Annotated in this window: 12 protein-coding genes and 1 riboswitch; of the genes, 10 read left to right on the plus strand and 2 right to left on the minus strand. The window is 65.0% G+C overall.

Going from position 1 to position 18,559, the window contains the following annotated elements; all coding sequences use genetic code 11:
* The first annotated feature begins 146 nt into the window (after nucleotides 1-146).
* Nucleotides 147-394: riboswitch (cobalamin riboswitch) on the plus strand.
* Nucleotides 395-585: 191 nt separating this feature from the next.
* The 10 genes from btuB to AC54T3_RS02810 all read left to right on the plus strand — a co-directional run bounded on the left by btuB (nucleotide 586) and on the right by AC54T3_RS02810 (nucleotide 15,702).
* The gene (gene btuB / locus AC54T3_RS02765) at nucleotides 586-2,382 is read left to right on the plus strand and encodes a TonB-dependent vitamin B12 receptor (RefSeq protein WP_496622133.1); all 1,797 of its coding nucleotides are present in this window, start codon (nucleotides 586-588) and stop codon (nucleotides 2,380-2,382) included.
* 11 nt (nucleotides 2,383-2,393) lie between these two features.
* Complete coding sequence (cobU, locus tag AC54T3_RS02770) at nucleotides 2,394-2,975, plus strand: bifunctional adenosylcobinamide kinase/adenosylcobinamide-phosphate guanylyltransferase (protein ID WP_496622135.1); 582 nt, start codon at nucleotides 2,394-2,396, stop codon at nucleotides 2,973-2,975.
* A gap of 72 nt (nucleotides 2,976-3,047) precedes the next feature.
* Nucleotides 3,048-5,291 carry a thioredoxin domain-containing protein gene (locus AC54T3_RS02775; protein WP_496622137.1) on the plus strand — a complete coding sequence of 748 codons (2,244 nt, stop codon included), beginning with the start codon at nucleotides 3,048-3,050 and terminating at the stop codon, nucleotides 5,289-5,291.
* Between the two features lie 148 nt (nucleotides 5,292-5,439).
* Nucleotides 5,440-6,366: a DUF808 domain-containing protein gene (locus tag AC54T3_RS02780; RefSeq protein ID WP_496622281.1), complete on the plus strand. Its 927-nt coding sequence runs from the start codon at nucleotides 5,440-5,442 to the stop codon at nucleotides 6,364-6,366.
* A 101-nt stretch (nucleotides 6,367-6,467) separates the two neighbouring features.
* On the plus strand, nucleotides 6,468-7,274 hold the full coding sequence (gene cobS / locus AC54T3_RS02785; protein ID WP_496622139.1) for an adenosylcobinamide-GDP ribazoletransferase: 807 nt from the start codon (nucleotides 6,468-6,470) through the stop codon (nucleotides 7,272-7,274).
* Between the two features lie 25 nt (nucleotides 7,275-7,299).
* Nucleotides 7,300-8,688 (plus strand): paraquat-inducible protein A, encoded by a 1,389-nt coding sequence (locus AC54T3_RS02790; RefSeq protein WP_496622141.1) that lies wholly within the window; start codon nucleotides 7,300-7,302, stop codon nucleotides 8,686-8,688.
* Nucleotides 8,678-10,396: a PqiB family protein gene (locus AC54T3_RS02795; RefSeq protein ID WP_496622143.1), complete on the plus strand. Its 1,719-nt coding sequence runs from the start codon at nucleotides 8,678-8,680 to the stop codon at nucleotides 10,394-10,396. Before AC54T3_RS02790 ends, AC54T3_RS02795 begins: the two co-directional genes overlap by 11 nt.
* Complete coding sequence (locus AC54T3_RS02800) at nucleotides 10,393-11,085, plus strand: PqiC family protein (RefSeq protein ID WP_496622145.1); 693 nt, start codon at nucleotides 10,393-10,395, stop codon at nucleotides 11,083-11,085. Before AC54T3_RS02795 ends, AC54T3_RS02800 begins: the two co-directional genes overlap by 4 nt.
* Nucleotides 11,086-11,134: 49 nt before the next feature.
* Nucleotides 11,135-12,538 carry an efflux RND transporter periplasmic adaptor subunit gene (locus tag AC54T3_RS02805; RefSeq protein ID WP_496622147.1) on the plus strand — a complete coding sequence of 468 codons (1,404 nt, stop codon included), beginning with the start codon at nucleotides 11,135-11,137 and terminating at the stop codon, nucleotides 12,536-12,538.
* On the plus strand, nucleotides 12,535-15,702 hold the full coding sequence (locus AC54T3_RS02810; RefSeq protein WP_496622149.1) for an efflux RND transporter permease subunit: 3,168 nt from the start codon (nucleotides 12,535-12,537) through the stop codon (nucleotides 15,700-15,702). Before AC54T3_RS02805 ends, AC54T3_RS02810 begins: the two co-directional genes overlap by 4 nt.
* 47 nt (nucleotides 15,703-15,749) lie before the next feature.
* Here AC54T3_RS02810 and AC54T3_RS02815 read toward each other — a convergent pair whose 3' ends face one another.
* Both AC54T3_RS02815 and thiO read right to left on the minus strand, forming a co-directional pair.
* A complete protein-coding gene (locus AC54T3_RS02815; protein WP_496622151.1) occupies nucleotides 15,750-17,456 on the minus strand; it encodes an RNA-binding domain-containing protein in 1,707 nt (568 codons plus the stop codon).
* Nucleotides 17,457-17,469: 13 nt separating this feature from the next.
* Nucleotides 17,470-18,558 (minus strand): glycine oxidase ThiO, encoded by a 1,089-nt coding sequence (thiO, locus tag AC54T3_RS02820; protein WP_496622153.1) that lies wholly within the window; start codon nucleotides 18,556-18,558, stop codon nucleotides 17,470-17,472.
* Between the last annotated feature and the right edge of the window lies 1 nt (nucleotide 18,559).

The raw sequence follows: 18,559 nt of genomic DNA on the forward strand, positions 1-18,559 counted from the left end.
GGCTCGACGTGGCGATGAGGAAGAAGGCGACCGAGGCGGATGATAGCCGACTGACTGATCCCCGCCATAGGCTTGTCGGTACCCATCTGACATATATCATGGGCGTGTTGGCCTCGCATTGACCGAGCCGAGGAATAACCCTAGAGTCCTCGTGTCATGCAGGAGGTGCCTTGCGGTTGATGCAAGGTGAAACGGGAAGCCGGTCCGGCGGATGCTCCATCGCATCCGCGAAGCCGGCGCTGCCCCCGCAACGGTAGGTGAGTTAAGGCGCGATCGGATGCCACTGTGGCCCATTCACGGGCCATGGGAAGGTGACGCGCCTCGGTCTCGACGCAGATTTTTGCGTCGAGACCGGCTCACGAGCCCGGAGACCGGCCTTCTGCGACACGCTGGTGCCGCAGAGAGGGCGGCTTTTTTTGTCCTCGAGCGGGCCATTCGCCCCAACGCGTCTCACGGGTGGTGAGACCTCAGAGGACACCCTAGATGATTCACTCAAGATACGCTTCGACGTGGTGGCCGTTGCCGTCATGCGCCCTCCTGGCGCTGCCATCGGCTCCGCTATGGACCCTGCTGTGGGCCGGGCCCTTGCATGCTCAGGTTGAAGCGATCACCAACCTGCCCCCGATTGTGGTCACCGCCACTCGCACCGCGCAAACCGCCGACGAGACGTTGGCCTCGGTGAGCGTGATCGATCGCGCCGAGATCGATCGGCGCCAGCCCAAGACCATGACTGATATCCTGCGTGGTCTGCCCGGCGTGGCGCTGTCCAGCAATGGCGGGCTCGGCGCCAGTTCCTCATTATTCCTGCGCGGCACCAATTCCGGTCACACGCTGGTGCTGATCGACGGCGTCAAGGTCGGCTCGGCGACAACCGGAACGGCGCCTTGGGAGAACATCCCGGTCGATCAGATCGAGCGCGTCGAGGTGGTGCGCGGCCCACGCTCGAGTCTGTATGGCTCCGAGGCTATCGGTGGTGTGATCCAGATCTTCACCCGCCGCGAGCGCGTCGAGCCGCTGACGCCCAGGTTGAGTCTGGGTGCCGGCTCCGAGAATACGGTGCGCGCTAGCGGCGGCTTGTCGGTCGGCAACGCGGATGGCTGGCTCGATGCCAGTCTCGGCTTCGAGCAGAGCGCCGGCTTCGATGCCTGCAGCGGTGAGCCGTTCATCGGCGGCTGCTTCGTCGATGAGCCGGATGACGACGGCTATACCAACAAGAATGGCGCGCTCAGCGCTGGCTGGCGGTTCTCCGATCGCCTCTCGTTGGAAGGCGACTTCATGCGCTCGGAGGGCGATGTCGACTTTGATGGCAGCGCCTTTGCCGGCAACCGCAATAAGACCGTCTTGCAGGTTGCGCGGCTGCGGGCGCGGGCGCAACCGCTGGAGCCCTGGACCAGCACCCTAGAGGTCGGGCGCAGTTGGGACCAGTCGCGGGTGTTCTTCGATGATGCGTTCAAGGATCGCTTCGATACCCGCCGCGACCACCTCGGCTGGCAGAATGACATCCTGTTCGGGGCCGCCCAGCAGCTGACGCTCGGGATCGATCATCGTCACGATGCGATCACCACCAAGACCCCCTATGAGGATGATTCGCGCGACAATACCGGTTATTACGGCCAGTATCTGGGGCGTTTCTGGAACACCGATCTCCAGCTCAGTCTGCGCCAGGACGAGAACTCGCAGTTCGGCGGCCATGGCACCGGCAACGCCGCGCTTGGCTATGGCTTCGCCAATGGGCTGCGGCTGACGGCGAGTGTCGGTACTGCGTTCAAGGCGCCGACCTTCAACGAGCTGTACTACCCTGGCTTCGGCAATCCCGATCTCGACCCGGAACAATCCCGCAGCGCCGAAGTCGGCATCTCCGGCGCGCATCCTTGGGGACGTTGGTCCGCGAATCTCTACCAGACCGACATCGATGACCTGATCGCGACCACGCAGGTCACACCGACGCTGTACCTGCCCGAGAACGTCGATCGCTCCCGCATCCGGGGCCTCGAACTCTGGACCACCGCCGAGCTGGGCGGTTGGATCATGGATGCGAACCTGACTCTACTCGATCCGCGTAACGAGTCGAGCGGCCCGGAGAACGGCAACCTGTTGCCGCGCCGCCCGGAGCAGACTTTCCAGATTGATGCCGATCGGCAGTTCGGGCGCATCGGCGTCGGCGGAACCCTGTTCGTCTCAGGACGCCGCTTCGATGACGCGGCGAACCAGACCCGCCTCGATGGCTTCAGCCTGGTCGACTTGCGCGCCGACTATGCGTTCAGCGATGCGCTGCGGCTGCAGGCGCGGGTCGAAAACCTGTTCGACGAGCAGTATGAGACTGCGGCTTATTTCAATCAGCCCGGTCGCACGCTGATGTTCACGCTGTTGTATCAGCCTTGATACCTAGCCTGATGATCGAGGACGAACATCTAGCTCAGCTCGAGCGCCTGACTCAAGAGCGTCGTTGCACTCTGATCCTCGGCGGGGTGCGCTCGGGCAAGAGCCGTCTGGCCGAGCAGTTGGCGCGGGACTCGGGGCGGCCCGTGACCTACGTGGCCACGGCCACCGCAAGCGATGGCGAGATGCGCGAGCGCATCGTCGCGCACCAAGCGCGGCGACCGAACCACTGGGGGCTGATCGAAGAGCCGCTGGCGTTGCCGGCGGTGTTGGAATCGGCCTGCGTGGCGGGTCACTGCGTGCTGGTCGAATGCCTCACGCTCTGGCTCGCGAACCTGCTCTGGGCCGAGGAGCCAGGGCGGCTGGACGCTGAACTCGCAGCCCTGGACGCGCTGCTGCCACGGCTGCCGGGGCAGGTCATCTTTGTCGGCAACGAGGTCAACATGGGCGTGATCCCGGTCAACGACCTGGCCCGGCGCTACGGCGACCTCGCCGGCAGCCTGCATCAGCGCATCGCGGCCCAGGCCGAGCAGGTGGTGCTGACGGTTGCTGGACTGCCGTTGGTGCTCAAGGGGCCGCCGCTACCCTCGGCATGACGGCTGGATATCGTCGCTCGCGGGAGCCACTGTCAGAGGTCATCCGAACTGCTGACCGCGCGAGGCCATCCCATGCCCGAGACCGACCCGAGCACTGCTCAACCGAGCAGCGGCGAGCGTAATCGACTCGCCGAGACCACCAGCCCCTATCTGCAACAGCATGCCGAGAACCCGGTGCACTGGTGGCCTTGGTGCGAAGAAGCGCTGGCGCTGGCGCGCGCCGAGGATAAGCCGATCCTGCTCTCGATTGGCTACTCGGCCTGCCATTGGTGCCATGTGATGGCACACGAGTCGTTCGAGGACGAAACCACGGCGAAGCTGATGAACCGGCTCTTCGTCAATATTAAGGTCGATCGGGAGGAGCGGCCGGATCTCGATAAGATCTATCAGACCGCGCACCAGCTGCTCGCCCAGCGCACTGGCGGTTGGCCGCTGACGGTGTTCCTGACCCCGGATGACCTGGCGCCGTTCTTCGCCGGCACCTATTTCCCGAAAACGCAGCGGCATGGCCTGCCGTCGTTTCAAGAGTTGCTGCTGGGCGTTGAGCGCGCCTATCGCGAGCAACCGGACGCGATCCGCGAGCAGAATGCGTCGCTGCGCAAGGCGCTGTCGCAGCTTGATGGACCGGATGGGTCGGTCGGCGAGCCGCTGTCGGACCTGACGCCGCTCGATCAGGCGCGTCGACAGCTGGCCGGCAGCTACGACAAGGTTAGTGGTGGCTTTGGGCGCGCGCCCAAGTTCCCGCATCCGACCAATCTGGAGCTGTTGCTGCGCCATTATGCGGCGACCGCAGCGGCCGGCAGCCCCGACCAGCAAGCGCGCGAGATGGCCCTGTTCACGCTGGAGCGGATGGTGCGCGGTGGCCTCAACGATCAGCTCGGCGGCGGCTTCTGTCGCTACTCGGTCGATGATCAGTGGATGATCCCGCACTTCGAGAAGATGCTCTACGACAACGGGCCGCTGCTGGCGCTCTGCTGCGATGCCTGGCAGCTCAGCGGTGAGGCGCTCTTTCGCGACGCGGCGATCGGCACCGCCGATTGGGTCATCGCCGAGATGCAGTCGGAGGAGGGTGGCTACTTCTCGGCGCTGGATGCCGACAGCGAGGGCGAGGAGGGCCGTTTCTACGTCTGGGATCGCGACCAGATCGCCGCGCTGCTGAGCGCCGATGAGTTGGCCTTGATCACCCGGCTGTTCGGGCTGGACCAGGCGCCGAACTTCGAGGGTCGCTGGCATCTGCACGGCTATCGCACGCTCGCCGAGGTCGCCACCGAGCAGGGGCTTGATCCCGACGCCGCCGCTGCGTTGCTGGCCAGCGCTAAGGCCAAACTGCTCGCGGCGCGCGCCGAGCGCGTGCGGCCGGGGCGCGACGAGAAGGTGCTGACCGCTTGGAACGCGCTGATGATCAAGGGCATGCTGCGCGCGGGCCGACTCTTAGGCCGGGAGGACTATCTGGACTCGGCCGATCGCGCGCTGGCGTTCATGCGCGCTCGGCTCTGGCGCGACGGCCGCTTGCTCGCGACCTACAAGGATGGCAAGGCGCATTTGAACGCCTATCTGGACGATTATGCCTTCCTGCTCGATGCGTTGCTCGAGCGCTTACAGACGCAGTTCCAGCCCGCCGATCTGGACTGGGCGCAGGCACTGGCCGAGGTGTTGCTGACCCAGTTCCAAGATGACGCCAATGGCGGCTTCTACTTCACCAGCGCCGATCACGAGGCGCTGTTGCAGCGCCCGAAGCCGCTAGCCGATGAGTCGACGCCTTCCGGCAATGGCATCGCCGCGTTCAGTCTGCAGCGGCTCGGGCATCTGCTCGGCGAGCCCAAATACCTTGATGCCGCAGCGCGCACGCTCGGCGCGGCGGCGGAGGCGATCCGACGCCTGCCCTATGCGCATGGGACCTTGCTGATGGCGCTCGATGAGCAGCTGAGTCCGCCGGAGATGATCGTGATTCGTGGGCCTATTGAGGGCGATGCGACTGCTGTTTTCGGGGCATCTTCGGCTCGCCCGTCTGGCAACGCTCGAGATGGCAAGAGCAACAGCGCGGAAGCGGGTGCCGCTCCTGCGTCCCTCGAGGCGCCTGGAAACGGCGCATCACGCCCTAGCGACGCGCTCAGTTCGTGGCAGACCATAGCGCAATGCGACTACGCACCGCGTCGGCTGACGCTCGCGATCCCGGTCGAGATCACCGAGCTACCGCCGGCCTTGACGACGATGCAGCCGGGCGAGCATGTCCGTGCTTACCGTTGTTGCGGCACTCAGTGCGAGGCACCGATCGAGACCCTCGAGCAGTTTGCGGAGACTATGGTCCTCACATGAAGTGATCGGGGTGTTTCATCGGCATCGGCGCGACTTCAAAGACGCTGCCTCGTGCAGTGCTTGTTCGCTCGGGATGGTGCTGGTAACTTCCATAGCCGAATCGGCGATCATTGATCGTCCAGTCTCTCCGGCTTGAAGGGGTTTCGAGATCGCTACCAGCCTACTTGCCCTGATCGATGACGTTGCCACCGTCCTCGACGATGTCTCGCTTCTTGCGAAGATTGCCGCGCGCAAGACCGGCGCTGTACTGGGCGATGATCTGGCGCTGAACGCACAGCAGGTGACCGGCGTGCGCGCCCAGCGCGAGCTGCCGGTGGTCTGGGCGGTGTTCAAAGGCTCGCTGGTCAATAAGCTGATCCTGGTGCCGGCAGCACTGGTGATCAGCGCCATTGCGCCCTGGGCGATCACGCCGCTGCTGATGATGGGCGGGCTGTACCTCTGTTACGAAGGCTTCGAGAAGCTCGCGCACAAGTACCTGCAGGATGCCGATGCGGAGCAGGCGCACCGCAAGGAGATCAGGCAGGCCCTGGCCGACCCTGACACCGATCTCAAGACGCTGGAAAAAGACAAGATCAAGGGCGCGATCCGCACCGACTTGATCCTGTCGGCCGAGATCGTCGCAATCACACTCGGGGTCGTCGCCGCTGCACCCCTGCTGACCCGCGTGCTGGTGCTCTCGGGCATCGCGCTGGCGGTGACGGTCGGCGTCTATGGGCTCGTCGCTGGGATCGTCAGACTCGACGACGCCGGTGTTGCGCTGACCGAGACCGAGGGCGAGGCCTCGGCGGATCGCGCCAAGCGCGCGCTGGGCCGCGCGATCCTCGTTGCCGCGCCCTATCTGATGAAGACGCTGTCGGTGCTTGGGATGATCGCGATGTTCTTGGTCGGCGGTGGCATCCTGGTCCACGGCATCCCAGCGCTGCATCACGGGCTCGAGCATCTTGTGCATGGGCTCGGCGGCATGCTCGGGGCGCTGACGCCGATGCTCGTCAATGGCCTGGTCGGGGTTCTGGCTGGCGCGGCGGCCGTTGCCGTGGTGACCGGCATCCAGCGTTGGCGCTCGAACCGAGCCTAGCGCCCGAGCCAAGGTCCGAGGCTGTCCTGGGCTCGATTCGGCTGGCATTGCTGACCTCGCAGTTTGAGCTTGCGGTTTGAGGTGGACCTGGAGGTTACGGGATGACGCGTTTTCGGGATCTTCGCATCCCTTGCCTGGTCGCCTTCCGCTTTCTGACTCGAGTGCCGCTGCCCGCGTTCACCGATGCGAGCCCCATCGAGGCGAGTCCGGTCGTGCTGGGGCGCTCCGCGCTCTGCTATCCGCTGGTTGGGCTCTTCCTTGGCACGACACTCCTGCTGCTCTGGCTTGGGGTTGCCAGCCTGCCCGGCAACGCGCCGCCGCTCGCGACCGCCGCGCTGCTGCTCGCGTTTTGGGTCTGGAGTACCGGCGGCTTGCACCTGGACGGGCTCGGTGACTGTGCCGATGCCTGGGTTGGCGGGCTCGGCAGCCGCGAGCGGACCTTGACGATCCTCAAGGACCCGCTGACTGGCTCGATGGGCGTGGTTGCGCTGGTGCTGATCCTGCTGGTCAAATTCGCCGCGCTCGCGTCCTTGCCTGCGGGGCCGGCTGGCGCGCTGATCTTGTTGCTGACGCCAGCACTGGCGCGCGCGCAACTGCTCGCATTGCCGTTGACCACCGCCTCGGCGCGCCCCGATGGGCTGGGCGCCGCGCTGAGTGAAACCCTTCCGCGCCGCGCTGCCAGCTTGGGGCTCGCCCTGAGTGGGTCGCTCACGCTGCTGCTCTGTGTCATCGCTGGGCTTTGGTCGCTTGGCATCGCGCTGGTTGGCGCGGCCGGCATGCTGCTGTTCTTCTGGCGGCGCAGCATGCTCGAGCGTCTCGGCGGCTTCACCGGCGACACCGCCGGTGCCCTGGTCGAGCTGACCGAGGCGGCGCTGCTGTTGATCGCGGTGCTCCTGTACGCAGTCTGACCTGCCGTGTTCTGATTCAATGCCTATGTCCGAGACCCATCTCAGCCTGTGCGAGGAGTGCGATCTTTTACAGCGCAGTCCACCGTTGCCGCCGCGTGGTTCCTCGCGTTGCGTGCGCTGTGGACATCAGCTGCATCGGCATCGGCCGGCGAGCCTGGATCGTACCCTGGCCTTCGCGCTCACCGGGCTGATCCTGTTCGTCGTTGCCAATAGCTTCCCGTTCCTCTCGTTCGAGATGCAGGGGCAGCGCACCGAGACGACGCTCTTTAGCGGTGTCGCCGACCTCACCGAGCAGGGCAAGGGCGAGGTGGCGGCGGTGGTCTTCTTCACCGCGATCCTGGCGCCCGGTCTGCAGTTGGTGCTGCTGCTGATGGTGTTGGGCCCGTTGAAACTCGGTCGCCGGCTGCCGCCCGGCTATCCGACGCTGTTTCGCTGGTTCAAGACCATGCTGCCCTGGGGCATGATGGATGTCTTCTTGATCGGCATCCTGGTCTCGGTGGTCAAGCTCGCGGACATGGCGACCATCGTCCCCGGCACCTCGCTGTTCGCGTTCGTGTTGCTGATCTTCGTGCTGGCTGCAGCGCAGGCGGCGCTCGATCCGGGTATCGTCTGGGAGCGGGTGCCGCTGCCGGAGCGCGTCCGGCGCGGGCCGCGTATCGGCGAGCGGGTGCTCGGTTGCACGGTCTGCGAGCTGGTGGTGCCGGAGCAGGAGGCGCTGCGCGAGCTGGGACCGGGCGCTCAGCTCGAGGCTCATCTGGGAACCGCCGTCGGCGGGACGCCGTTGAGCGGCGTGCGCCTGCGCTGCCCGCGCTGCGGGGCGATCCTGCACCGGCGCAAGCCGATGAGCCTCCAGCGCACCTGGGCGCTGGTGCTGGCCGCGCTGGCGTTCTATGTGCCCGCGAATGTCTATCCGGTGATGACCGTCACCAGCCTCGGGCAGACACAATCGGATACCATCTTCAGCGGCGTCGTCTTCCTCTTGGAACATGGCATGCTGCCCTTGGCCGCCATCCTCTTCATTGCCAGTATCTTCGTGCCGCTGTTGAAACTCTTGATCCTGATCTTGCTGCTGCTCTCGGTGCAGATGCGATCACTTTGGCGTCCGCGTGACCGAACACGCCTCTACCGCCTGACCGAGGCGATTGGCCGGTGGTCGATGGTCGATGTCTATGTGGTGACCATCCTGGTGGCGCTGGTGCATCTGGGCAATCTCGCCAGCATCCAGGCCGAGGCGGGTGCGGTATTCTTCTGCGCGGTGGTGATCCTGACCATGTTCGCGGCGATGAGCTTCGATCCGCGCCTGATCTGGGATGCTGCGGCCCAGGCTGGGCAGGAGCCGGATCGGGCGCCGGATCGATCCGCCCCGTCCAAGGGCTCACCCGCAGGCCGGGAGGGCGTTGCCGATGCCGTCTGAGCAGGACCGACCCGACGCGCGCAACGTCCCCGACCCGCCGGAAACCGGTGTGCCGATGCCGGCCGCCCCGTTACCCGAGGCCAGGGTGGTCAAGGCGGACCGCATCTCGCTGGTCTGGCTGCTGCCGATCCTGGCGCTGGCGGTTGGCGGCTGGCTGGCATACAAGACCTGGTCCGAGCAGGGCCCCACCATCACCATCAGCTTCAAGAGCGCCTCCGGGTTGCAGGCCGGCAAGACCAAGGTCAAGTTCAAGGATGTCGAGATCGGCCAGGTGAGCGCGATCAGCGTCACCGATGATTTGGATGGGGTCGAGGTCAAGGCGCAACTGACTAGCGGCTCGGAGCACTATCTCACCGATAAGACCCGCTTCTGGGTGGCCCGCCCGCGCGTGACCGCAAGTCAGGTCTCGGGCTTGGAGACGCTGCTCTCCGGGGCCTATATCGCCATCGATCCGGTTACCGATGGCAAGTCGACGCGCGACTTCAAGGGTCTGGCCGATCCGCCGGTGATCACCACCAATGAACCTGGCACACGTTTCCGGCTGCGCTCGTCGACGCTCGGCTCGCTAAACCTGGGCTCGCCGGTCTATTTCCGCCACATCCAAGTCGGTCAGGTGGTGAATTACGAACTCGACAACGACGGCGGCGCCGTCACCATCGATGTCTTCGTCACCAAGCCGCATGATCGGCTGGTCTATGTCAACACGCGCTTCTGGAATGCCAGTGGCATCGATGTCAGTCTCTCCGCCGATGGCGTCACCGTCGATACCGAATCCTTGCTGTCGCTGGTGCTGGGCGGGGTTGCCTTCGATACCCCGAGGATGATCGACACCAAGGGCGCGCCGGCGACCGCCGATCAGTTCTTCCCGCTGTACCCGAACCGGCGCGCGGCCCATGAGCGCATCTACCTCAACAAGCAACGCTATCTGATGGTGTTCTCGGGCTCGGTGCGTGGGCTCAGTGTCGGCGCGCCGGTGTTGCTTCAGGGGATACAGGTGGGCGAGGTGCTCGATATCCAATTGCGCTTCGACCCCGATCAGTTGGACTTCTCGATCCCGGTACTGATCGAAATCGAGCCAGAGCGCATTACCGTGGACGAGGGTGTCGAGCGCACGCTGGTCAACAATCCCAACCTCCTGAGCCAGCTCGTCGCCAGTGGGATGCGCGGGCAGTTGCAGACCGGCAATCTGCTCACCGGGCAGCTGTATGTGGATCTGGACTTCCATCCCGACGCGCCAAGCGCGACCTTGGGTAAGCAAGGTGGCTATACGGTCTTGCCCACAGTGCCGGCACCGATCGAGGCGGTGGCGACCAAGGTCAAGAACATCCTGGCCAAGATCGAGGCCTTTCCGCTCGAGCACATCGGCGATGATCTCACCGGTATCCTGGCCAGTACGCGTGGCTTGGTCGACTCCGAGGAGACCAAGCAGGCGCTCACCGACCTCGAACAAACGATCGCGGACTTGCGCTCGGTGGCCGGCCAGCTCGACGCCACCATGGCGCCCGAGCTGACACGGCTGCTGCGCCAAGCCGACCAGACGGTGGCCAACATCAACAGCCTGATCGGCCCCGAGGGCCCCCTCAGTGGCGAAACCCTGCGTACAATGCGAGACCTAGGCGCCGCAGCGCGGTCGATTCGCACCTTTGCGGATTACCTGGATCGACATCCAGAGGCCCTGATTCGGGGCAAGGGGGGAATGCAGCGATGATCCATGCACTGAGACGACCGATCCTTGGGTTCCTGATGCTCGCGTTGCTGAGCGCTTGCGCCACCTCGCCCTCGTCGCGCTTCTACACCTTGACGCCACTGCCCGAGGCGCAAGGGCTACCCGGTGATATCAGCGGTGGCAAGCTGGCAGTCGGCATCGGTCCGGTGGTGTTTCCGCAGTTCCTGGATCGGCCGCAGCTCGTGGTGCGCGATGGCTCCAACCGTCTCGAGCTGGCCGAATTCAATCGCTGGGGCGGCACCCTGCAGGACGACTTCCTGCGGGTCTGGGGTGAGAACCTGGGCTACCTGCTCGATACCAGCCGCATCCTGATCTACCCCTCCGAATCGCGCATGCCACTCGATTTTCGCATCACCGCCGAGGTGGTCAGCTTCGAAGGACGCCAAGAAGGCGGCGATGCCACCCTCAAGGTGCGTTGGGCCGTGATGGACCCGCGCCTCGAGCAGTCCCTGGCCTCGCGTGAAGACCTTTATCATTGCCCGATCGCGCCGCTGCCGAGGGGCGTGGGTCAGGATCAATCCGAGCCTGCGGCTCATCGGATGCTCGCCGCTGATCAGTCGGAAGCCATAGTGGCGGCCATGAGCCGCTGTCTCGGCCGGTTCAGCGAGGATGTGGCTAAGGTGCTGAGCCAACTGCCAAAGCCAGAACCACCGGCTCAACGTTTCTATTAGCTGGACGCTGTTGATCGCGCTTCAGCACCTTTTTGAGGAGTCAGCATTGATGAGTCGGACGCCATCGGAATCCAGATCGCGCGCCGCAAGCGCGAGTGCCGCGAGCGCTGTGGCGGAGGCCATCGAGGCGGCCTCCATGCCTGCCTGGCCGAGGCTGCCAGGACTGCACCGGCGGCTGCACCAGCGCCATCGGCCGCAGCTCGGGCGTGCCTCGGTGCTCTTCGGCGGCGCGCTGCTGTGCGCGGCGACGGTCATCGCTTTTGCTGACGACAACAGCGATCAGGTAGACAAGGCCGGTGGGTCGAAGACGCCGCCGCCCTCGGTCGTCGTCGCTGCGGTGCAGAAGCAGGATGTCGCCGCCGAGCGGCGCTACATCGGCACCATCAAGGCCATCCAGTCGGTCGATGTGCGCGCGCGGGTTGAGGGCTTCCTGGAGCAGGTCGCGTTCAAGCAGGGCCATCCGATCGAGAAGGATCAGCTGCTCTATCAGATCGAGCAGGATCAATATCAGGCGACATTGGCCAATGCCGAAGGCCAGCTCGCGGCAGCCGAGGCGGGACTGGCCAGCGCCACGGCGACCCTGGAAGACAAGCAGGCCGATTTCGAGCGCTTTGAAGTGCTGGTGAAGAAGGGCGACACCTCGCAGACCAATTTCGACCGCGCCAAAGCGCAGCGCGACGAGGCTGCGGCCAATGTCGAGAACGCCAAGGCCAGCATCAAGCAGGCGCAGGCCGCGATCGAGTCGGCCAAGATCAATCTTGGCTATACCACCATCGCGAGCCCGATTGCCGGGCGCATTGGTGCGACCAATTACACAGAGGGCAACCTCGTCAACCCCGGCAGTGGCACCTTGGCAACGGTCGTGCAGCTCGATCCGATCCGCGCCGTTTTTTCGATTCCAAGCGCGGATTTCGTGCGTATCCAAGAGCAGGTGGCGGACGATGGCGCGGACCATGCTCGGGATCTGTTCGTGCCGCATCTCATCCTGCCGACCGGCAAGACCTATGCCCACCAGGGCAAGGTCTCCTTCGCCGATAATCAGGTCAACCCAGCGACCGGCACGATCCCGATCTACGCCGATTTCCCGAACCCGGATCGCCTGTTGCTGCCGGGCCAGTTCGTCACCGCGCTGGTGCGCACCGCCGAGACCAAGCAGGAGCCGGTGGTGCCGGCCTCGGCGATCTTGCGCACCCGCGATGGCGAGCAAGTTTACCTCGTCGGCCAGGACCATCGTGTCGAGCAGCGCACCATCAAGACAGGTATCCAGGTCGGCACCGGTTACGCAGTGACCTCGGGCCTGCAGAGTGGTGAGATCGTCATCGTCTCCGGGGTGCAAAAGGTCAAGCCGGGGATGGAGGTCAAGCCGGTCAAGCAGAGCGAGGCGGCGCCCTCGGCGGCTTCCGATGCCGGCAGTGCCCCTGCGCAAGTCAACGGAGCGGATAACAGCCAATGATCTCCAAGACCTTCGTCGAGCGGCCGCGGCTGGCGGCCGTGGTCTCGATCGTGCTGGTGGTCGCCGGTCTGCTGGCGATCTTCGCCATGCCGGTGGCGCAGTATCCGAATATCACGCCGCCCGTGGTCAAGGTCACGGCGACCTACCCCGGCGCCGATGCCCAGACCATCGCCGATACCGTCGGCAGCCCGATCGAGCAACAGGTCAACGGCGTCGAGGACATGCTCTACATGTCCTCGGTCGCCTCTAGCGCCGGCAGCTATACGCTGACGGTCAGCTTCGAGGTCGGCACCGATTCGGATATCGCGCAAGTCAATACCCAGAACCGGGTCTCGCAGGCTCTGGCCTTGCTCCCGCAGGAGGTGCAGGCGCTGGGCGTCACGGTGCAGGCGGAGTCCACCAATCTGCTGCTGGTGGTCTCCGTCTACTCGCCGGATGAGAGTAAGGACGCGCTGTTCCTGTCGAACTTCGCGACCATCAATATTCAGGATGAACTGGCGCGCGTCACTGGTGTCGGCGAGGCCAATCAGTTCGGCCCGCTCAATTATTCGATGCGGATCTGGCTGCAGCCAGCGCGCATGGCGGCGCTCGGCATCTCGCCACAGGATGTCAAGCAGGCGATCCAACAGCAGAACATCCAGGCGGCGCTGGGCTCGGTCGGCGCGCCGCCGATCGGCGATGATCAGGTTTCGCAGTTCACCATTGTCACCGAAGGACAGCTGATCACGCCGGAAGAGTTCGGTCAGATCGTCGTGCGCACCGCCGATGATGGAGCCATCGTGCGCGTCTCCGATATCGCCGAGGTCGAACTCGGCTCGCAGTCCTATAGCGCGGTGACCAAATTCAATGGCAAGCCGTCCGCCGGTATCGCCATCTATCAGGCACCCGGCGCTAATGCGCTCGGCGTGGCCGAAGGGGTTCGCGCCCAGCTCGAGACGCTGAAAGCGCGCTTCCCCGATGGGGTTGCCGCCGAAATCATGTACGACTCGACCCTCTTCGTCACCGCCTCGATCCACGAGATCATCGTGACCCTGGCGATCACCGCCTTTATCGTGCTCGTCGTGGTGTACATCTTTCTGCAGGATCTGCGTGCGACCATCGTTCCGGCGGTCACCATCCCGGTGTCGCTGATCGGGGTCTTCGTCGTGCTGCTCGCGTCCGGCTTCTCGGCCAACACCATTAGCCTATTCGCGGTGGTGTTGGCGATCGGGTTGGTAGTTGACGACGCCATCGTTGTGGTCGAGAACGTGCAGCGCATCATGCTCGAGGAGGGGCTCGAGCGCCGCGCCGCGACCCTGAAGGCGATGCAGCAGGTCACCGGACCGATCATCTCGACCACCCTGGTCTTGTTCGCGATCTTCGCGCCGGTCGCCTTCATTCCCGGCATCTCCGGCGAGCTGTTCCGACAATTCGCGGTGACCATCTCGGCGGCGGTCGCCATCTCGGCGATCAACGCGCTGACACTCTCGCCAGTGCTGACCTCGCTCTTCCTCGGTACCCCGAAGGAGGCCACTGGCGGCCCGTTCAAGTGGTTCAACACCGGGCTCGACAAGACCCGCAACGGCTATGTGAACGTCGTCTCGCTGATCGCGCGGCGCTCGGCGGTTGCCGGCATCCTCATCCTGGTCGCCGCCGGGTCATCGGCCTTCATCATCGATCGGCTGCCCACCGGGTTCCTACCGAACGAGGATCAGGGCGTGCTCTTCCTCGATGCCAGTCTGCCCAGCGGCGCCGCGCTGCCGCGCACCAGCGAGGTGCTCGCCGAGGTGCGCGAGATCGCGGCGAAAACGCCGGGTGTCGCCAATGTGTTGACGGTTGCGGGCTTCAGCCTGCTGACCAGCTCACCCTCGTCGGATGCTGGCCTTGCGGTCATCGTGCTCGAGCCCTGGGACGAGCGCACCACGCCCGAGACCCAGATCCGCAGTCTGATGCAGACCTTGGGTGCGCAATTCAATGCGATATCGGCGGCCAATATCCTGCTCTTCCCACCACCACCGATCCCGGGTCTTGGCAATGCCGGTGGCTTTGCGATGCAGCTGCAGGCGCTCGGCGGACAGTCGCCACAGGATCTGACCCAGGTCTTGAAGGGCTATCTGGCCACGGCCAATCAAAGCCCGGACGTGTCCAACGCCTACTCGACCTTTAGTGCCGATACGCCGCGGATCTTTCTGGATCTGGATCGCACCCAGGCCCAATACCTGGATGTGCCGGTCTCGGCGGTGTTCAACACCATGCAATCGGTGTTCGGCAGCACCTATGTGAACAACTTCACCTATCTGGGGCGCACCTTCCAGGTCAACCTGCAGGCCGAGCAGGATGCGCGCTCGGCAGCGGCTGACATCGGCTCGACCTATGTGCGCTCGAACACAGGCGAGATGGTGCCGATCGAGGTGATTGCCGATATTCGCAACGAGCTGGGGGCCAATCTGGTCTTCCGCTACAACCAGTTCCTGACTGCGGCGATCAACGGCAGCGCGCCGCCCGGCAAATCGACCGGCGAGGCGATGGCGGCGATGGAGGAGACCGCCAAGCAGTCGTTGCCCGACGGCTATGCCTATGAGTGGACCGGGATGTCCTATCAGGAGGCGGAGCAGAGCGCCGGCGGCGAGGCTGCGATCTTCGGACTTGCCCTCTTGTTCGGCTATCTGTTCCTGGTCGCACTCTACGAGAGCTGGGCAATACCCTTCGCGGTGCTGACCTCGGTGGTCATCGCCGTGCTCGGCGCGCTGCTGACACTCTGGATGGTTGGACTGGATAACGACCTCTATACCCAGATCGGTCTGATCCTGCTGATCGGCCTGGCGGCGAAGAACGCGATCCTGATCGTCGAGTTCGCCAAGGAACAGCGCGAGGATGGCAAGAGCCGCTTCGAGGCGGCGCTGGACGGCGCGCGCATGCGCTTCCGGGCGGTGCTGATGACCGCGCTCGCCTTCATCATCGGCCTCTTACCGCTGGTGCTGGCCACCGGCGCCGGTGCCAACTCGCGGATTCACCTCGGCTTTACGGTGCTCGGCGGCATGTTGGCCGCGACCATCTTCGGCATCCTGGTGATCCCAGGGCTCTACGTCATGTTCCAGTGGACTGGCGACAAGATTGGATCGCTGATCGGGCAGCGGCGCGAGGATGACCCCGCCGAGGCTGCCTCCGAGACTGAGGTACGCTGAGGCAACGTCGGGAACGGCGGAGCGCGGTCGGTTCAGAGGCAGCCTCCTCAAAAGCGGCTGTCGATGTAGCTCAAGGCGCGGCTGATCGGGAGTTCGCTGTTCGAGGGGCCGGTGCGAATCAGGAACGCCTCGCCGCTGTTGCCCTGGCGCAGATAGACCGGGGCATTGGCGGGCTCGCACTCGATGGCGCCGATCTGCTTGTCATCCAGCCAGAACAGCGTGAACTGAAGGCAGCGCATGGCCTCGGCACCGAGATGTTGATTGACCAGGTTCTTGAAGTGCAACAGGCACTTGTCGTCGTTGGCGAAGGCATCCGCAGCAAGACCGAGCACCTCGCCATCGTCGGCAACGCCAAGCAGCAGGATGCCGCCTTCGCTGTTGAGAAAGGCCGCAACGCCCTTGAGCCAGGCCAGTTCGATCGCCTTGTCGTTCTTGCCGCTGCGCAGGTTCAGGCGCATGGTCGATTTGAATTCCAGATGGGTGCTCTCACCGCGCCCGATCAGGTCGTAGAGATCGTTCTCTGGCTGGCTGCGGTCGATGCCGAGCCTTGGCAACTCACGCAGCCGGTGGCTGTAGTGGCGCACGATCAAGAGCGCGAGTCCGATACCGAGCGCCAGGATGGCAAGCGCGAGCCCCGCAAACAGCGGCCAGCGTTGCTGCAGCAGCCCAAGCGGACTCCTGCTCGGAAAGACGACGCCGACCCAGGCGCTGCGCTTGATCGGTTCGAGCGGCACGAAACCTCCCCACCAATGACGCCCGCCGCTCTCGAAGCGGATCGGTGTGTCCTCGGGCTCACCGGCCTCGCGCCAGGCCGCGATCGCCTCAAAGACCATGGTGCCGCCGTGGCGCTGCTCGAGATTGTAGAACCCCGTGGCCGCATCGAGGCTGTCGGTGGGCGGGCCATAGACGCCGCCCTCACGGTCGAACAGGAAGCCTTTTCCGGTCTCGCCGACCTGGAAGCGGGCCAAGGTCGACAGGATGCGGGCCAGGGTCACATCCAGGGCCAGCACGCGCAGCGCCCCGTCCTCGCGCCAGGCGGTGGCGACGGTGATGCCAGGTTCGCGCAGCCAGTCGAACTGGTAGGGGAGGCTCCAGCTCACCCGCTCCGGCGTGGCCATCAGCGCGGCGTCGTTTGCGTCAGGAGCTGGTGCCGCGTCGGCCTCAAGCTGCTGCACGGCGGCCTGGAACCAGGGGCGGGTGCGCGGATCATGCGTGCCCGGCTGCGTCTGTGAGCTGATACGCTCACCATCGCTGCTCCATTCGGAGATGAAGAGATCGACGCTGCTCGTCTCGCCAGCCTCGTCAGCGCTAGCGTCCACGACTGACGCCTCGCGTTCGCGCGTGATCCAGCGTGGCCCCGCCTCGCCCGCCTCGCGCCGGAGGAAATACTCGCGCCCGCTGTCGTCGGCGAAGACCACGCCGGCCATCTGATCGATATGGGCCAGTGACGGCATCAGTTGTGCGGTCAGCGCCTCGCTGCCGCTCGGGGTCAGATCCCGATGGCGTAAACCATCGCGCAAGATCAGCAATTGCTGGCGAACCGGCAGCAGGAGCCCATTGACCTCGTCGCGCACCAGGGCCGAGGCATCCTGTAGCCGTACCTTGGCAAAGTCGCGCTTCACCTCGTTGATCAGCAGGGCGCTGATGCCGGCCAGGATGCCGACCATCATCGCGATCAGCAGCACCAGGTCGCGGAACAGGCGCATGCGCAACGGGTCGCTGGCAACGCGCTTCGAGCGGGACGCGGTGGCCATGCTGGCGCCTGGGCTAGGGGCGCGGGCTATCCAGCGCGTAAGCCGAGGGCGGCAGGATCGGTGGACGCGCGAGCACCAGGTCAGCGATCAGTCGCGCCGAGGCCGGGCCGGTGACCAACCCATTGCGGAAATGGCCCGCGTTGACATAGAGCCCCTCGACCTCGGGATAGGGGCCGATGTAGGGGATGCCGCTCGGCGAGCCTGGGCGCAGTCCAGCCCAGTGGTCTTCGATCGGCGTGCGCTTGAGCAACGGGAACATCTCGGTCGCGACGCGATAGAGTTCTTCCTTGGCCTCGGCGGTGGTGTGTTTCTCGAAGCCGGCCTCCTCGAGCGTGCTGCCGATCAGCACCCGACCGTCCTTGCGCGGGATCACATAGCGCTCGCGGTAGAGCGAGAGGTGGCGGATCTGACCGGGCTTGGCAAAGAACAGGATCATCTGCCCGCGGACCGGATGGATATTGGGCTTGCGGCCGAGCTTCTCGAGCAGTTGCGCGGTCCAAGCGCCGGTGCAGACGATCACATGGTCGGCCTCGATGCGCCCGGCGGTGGTCTTGGCGCCGCGTACTCGGCCATCCTCGACGAGCAGGTCCAGCACCTCCTCGCGCTCGTGCAACTCGATGCGCTTGCCGATGCTCGCATGCAGGGCCTTGGTCAGCCGCGGGTTGCGGATCTGCGCAACCTCGGGCATCCACAGCGCACCGTCCGTGTCGACTTCTAGCCCCGGCTCCTTCTCGGCGATCGCGGTTCGGTCCAGCGGCTCCATCGCCGCCTGCTCGGTGTCCGCCCAGCGCAAGGCGAGATCAGGCGCATCCGGGTCTAGGATCATTAACCCAGAGCGGTTGTATTCGGGGTCGACGCCGGTCTCTTCGAACAGCGTTTGGCAGAACGCTGGATAGGCGCGTTGGCTCCAGCTCGCCAAGGCCGTGACTGCGCCGCGATAGCGCCAGGGATAGAGCGGAGAGAGGATACCGCCGCCGGCCCAGGAGGACTCCTTGCCGGTGCTGCCCATCTCGACCAGGGTTACCTCGGCGCCGGCCTCGGCCAGCTCACGCGCGGTCATCAGGCCGATGACCCCGCCACCAATGATCAGGATCTTTGCCATG

The organism is Halochromatium sp. NSM3 (assembly GCF_059621085.1).

Excerpts from the sequence above, each read along its gene's own strand:
- AC54T3_RS02810 (WP_496622149.1), top strand. The coding sequence starts at position 12,535 with ATGATCTCCAAGACCTTCGTCGAGCGGCCGCGGCTGGCGGCCGTGGTC.
- AC54T3_RS02790 (WP_496622141.1), top strand. The coding sequence starts at position 7,300 with ATGTCCGAGACCCATCTCAGCCTGTGCGAGGAGTGCGATCTTTTACAG.
- AC54T3_RS02795 (WP_496622143.1), top strand. The coding sequence starts at position 8,678 with ATGCCGTCTGAGCAGGACCGACCCGACGCGCGCAACGTCCCCGACCCG.
- AC54T3_RS02805 (WP_496622147.1), top strand. The coding sequence starts at position 11,135 with ATGAGTCGGACGCCATCGGAATCCAGATCGCGCGCCGCAAGCGCGAGT.
- AC54T3_RS02775 (WP_496622137.1), top strand. The coding sequence starts at position 3,048 with ATGCCCGAGACCGACCCGAGCACTGCTCAACCGAGCAGCGGCGAGCGT.
- AC54T3_RS02800 (WP_496622145.1), top strand. The coding sequence starts at position 10,393 with ATGATCCATGCACTGAGACGACCGATCCTTGGGTTCCTGATGCTCGCG.
- cobU (WP_496622135.1), top strand. The coding sequence starts at position 2,394 with ATGATCGAGGACGAACATCTAGCTCAGCTCGAGCGCCTGACTCAAGAG.
- AC54T3_RS02815 (WP_496622151.1), bottom strand. The coding sequence starts at position 17,456 with ATGGCCACCGCGTCCCGCTCGAAGCGCGTTGCCAGCGACCCGTTGCGC.
- cobS (WP_496622139.1), top strand. The coding sequence starts at position 6,468 with ATGACGCGTTTTCGGGATCTTCGCATCCCTTGCCTGGTCGCCTTCCGC.
- thiO (WP_496622153.1), bottom strand. The coding sequence starts at position 18,558 with ATGGCAAAGATCCTGATCATTGGTGGCGGGGTCATCGGCCTGATGACC.